Annotated in this window: 3 protein-coding genes; 1 reads left to right on the forward strand and 2 read right to left on the reverse strand. The window is 64.9% G+C overall.

Features of this window, described 5'->3' with window-relative positions:
• Positions 1-197: hypothetical protein (locus EN781_RS29880; protein ID WP_127400612.1), on the forward strand; the 197-nt coding region annotated here is incomplete at its 5' end.
• 170 nt (positions 198-367) lie between these two features.
• Here EN781_RS29880 and EN781_RS29885 read toward each other — a convergent pair.
• Complete coding sequence (locus tag EN781_RS29885; RefSeq protein WP_126057571.1) at positions 368-1,942, reverse strand: alkaline phosphatase; 1,575 nt, start codon at positions 1,940-1,942, stop codon at positions 368-370.
• Positions 1,943-2,204: 262 nt separating this feature from the next.
• Positions 2,205-2,918: MFS transporter (locus EN781_RS29890; protein ID WP_145965708.1), on the reverse strand; the 714-nt coding region annotated here is incomplete at its 5' end.

Raw genomic sequence — 2,918 nt, forward strand, 5'->3', positions numbered from 1 at the left:
CCCCCGCGACTCTAAGGGAAAACCCGGTTTTGCCCGCCGATACGCAGACGGCCGAGCAGATGTTCGCCGACGCCCCCGATGGCGTCGACCCGGTGGTGACCGGCGCCGTCAGCGCCGCTTTCAAGCAGCGACAGAAGGATGCCGGCTGCGACAGCGCCGTTTGGCCGAAGATTCCCGCTGTCTGCTATCCGGACTGACGGCCAGCGGTCGCGGTCGTCCTCCTGGAGACTGTTTCGAAATTCGCTCCGGCGAGTCATATGGTGGTGGTTTCGAGAACCGGAGCGGAGCGGACAATTTGGGTCCGTGAGCACCGGAAGCGCAGAAAACGCCAGCAGATGGCCGCCGGAGTAGAATTTCCAACAGTCTCCTAAGCCGAGCGCACCGGATCGAGCGTCACCTTGTAGAGCTCATTGTCGTCGCGATCCATCAGCCGCACCGTCAGCTGCTCGGTGGCGCCTGAGATGTCGACCAGGCCGAAGAACTGCAGGCCGGCCGACGGCGGCAGGTTCTGGCCCTGCTCGGCGGTCGGCGCCTTGATGAACTTCAGCTCCGGTCCGAAGGTCATGTCGAAATCGTTGGGCCCGAACGTGCCGGCATGGATCGGGCCTGAGACGAATTCCCAGAACGGATTGAAGTCCTGGAACTGCGCCTTGTCGGGGTTGTAGTAGTGCGCGGCCGTGTAGTGGACGTCGGCCGTCAGCCACACCGTGTTGCTGATGCCGGCATTCTTGATGTAGCGCAGCAGATCGGCGATCTCGAGTTCGCGCCCTTTGGGCAGGCCGTTGTCGCCGTTGCTGACGGCCTCTGCGCCCACTTTCTTGGTGCCGTCATTCCAGACGACGAGGCCAAGCGGCATGTCGGCGGCGATGATCTTCCAGGTCGCCCTTGAATTGGTCAGCTCGCGTTTCAGCCACTTGGTCTGCTGCTCGCCCAGCATGCGCGATTCCGGCGTCATCGTGTCCTGCATGTCCGGGCCGTTCGGGCCGCGATAGGAGCGCAAGTCCAGGAAGAACACGTCGAGCAGCGGCCCGTAGGCGATCTTGCGGTAGACGCGGCCTGGCTCGGCCGGCTCATAGCGGATCGTCGTCATCTCGTGGAAGGCGCGCGCCGCGCGCGCCGCCAGCACATGGATGGATTTTTCCGAATAGCGGTCGTCACTGCTGAGGTCCTTCGAATCCGACCAGTTGTTGACGACCTCGTGGTCGTCCCACTGGTAGAAGGTCGGGCAGATGGCGGAGAGGCCCAGCACGTTCTTGTCCATCATGTTGTATTTCCACTGCGCCCGGTATTCGTCGAGCGTCTGCGCCACCTTGCGCTTCTCGTCGATCAGCACGGCGTTCTTCCATTTGCCGCCGCCGGGCAGGTCGACCTCATCCTTCATCACGCCGTCGGCATAGATCGTGTCGCCGGAGTGCAGGAAGAAATCGGGCGTGTGCTTACCGATGGTGGCGTAGGTCTTCATGCCGGTCTCGTCGATGCCCCAGCCCTGGCCGGCGGTGTCGCCCGACCAGGCGAAGCGAATGTCGCGCTTGGAGGCCGGCGCAGTGCGGAACCGGCCGACGATCGGCTCGGAGACGGCGTTGACGTCGGCGAGATCGGCGGCCGTCATGCGGTAGAAGATGTCCTGGTCGGCGGCGAGATCGGTGAGCAGCCGCTTCACCGTGTAGTCGCTGGCCGGCGACGTATCGAGCGGCGCGAGCCTGGTCGCGTTGGCGAAGCTCTCCGTCGACGAGACTTCGAACATCACCCGCGCCGGGCGGTCCGTGCGCGTCCACACCATGCCGCTTCCAGCATCGACGTCGCCCGACTGGACGCCATGGGTGAAGGCCGGACGCTGGCTGGCGCGCGAATAATAGGGCAGCGCGAGGCCCGAGGTGCCGACCAGGCCGAACGCGCTCGCCGAGGTGACGAAGGCGCGGCGGGTCATCGAGATCTTGTTCATGGCTGTCTCCGGGATGGCATTGAACGGGACCGCCAAGCTCCCGCCTCAATGTTTCAGGCGCATCTCGGAACCATGAAGTTTTTCTGACAACCAACAGGTGTCTTTACCTTCTCCCCCTGTGGGAGAAGGTGGATCGGCGCGATAGCGCCGAGACGAATGAGGGGTACTGGAAGGAATGGGACGTCGGTGTCCTCTGGAACACCCCTCATCCGTCGCCTTCGGCGACACCTTCTCCCACAAGAGGAGAAGGGGCAGTCGTGTCCTACGCCGGCTGCGGCTCCGGCTCGAAGGCCGGCTTGCTCGTGTTGATCAAGAGCGAGATGCAGGCCGCCGCGATGCCCGTCATGCCGGCGATCAGGAAGGCCAGCTCGTAATTGCCCTGCAGCTCGCGCATCGTGCCGCCGAACGCCGCGGCCGCCGCCGCGCCGACCTGGTGGCCAGCGACGATCCAGCCGAACACGATCGGCCCGCTGCGGTCGCCGAAGGCCTCGTTGGCGAGCCTCAGCGTCGGCGGCACGGTGGCGATCCAGTCGAGCCCATAGAGCACGGCGAAAATGATCAGGCTGACCGCCGAGAAGCCGGAATAGGGCAGGTAGATCAGCGACAGGCCGCGGATGGCATAGTAGACGCCGAGCAGCTTGCGCGGGTCGAAGCGGTCGGTGAGCCAGCCCGACAGCGTCGTGCCGATCAGGTCGAAGATGCCCATCATCGACAACAGGCCGGCCGCCTGCACCTCGCCGATGCCCATGTCGCCGCAGAAGGCGATGAGATGCGTGCCGACCAGCCCGTTGGTGGTGAAGCCGCAGATGAAGAAGGTGGCGAACAGGTACCAGAACACCCGCGTGCCGGCGGCGCGGCGCAACGTGCTGAGCGTGTGCGCCAGAAAATTGCCCTGCGAGGCGGGCGATACCGGCGGCACGTCATCCGGATCGGCGCCATAGCGCACCTGGCCGATCGAGGCCGGACGCTCCGGCAC

It is taken from the genome of Mesorhizobium sp. M4A.F.Ca.ET.090.04.2.1 (genome assembly GCF_003999085.1).
Classification (GTDB): domain Bacteria; phylum Pseudomonadota; class Alphaproteobacteria; order Rhizobiales; family Rhizobiaceae; genus Mesorhizobium.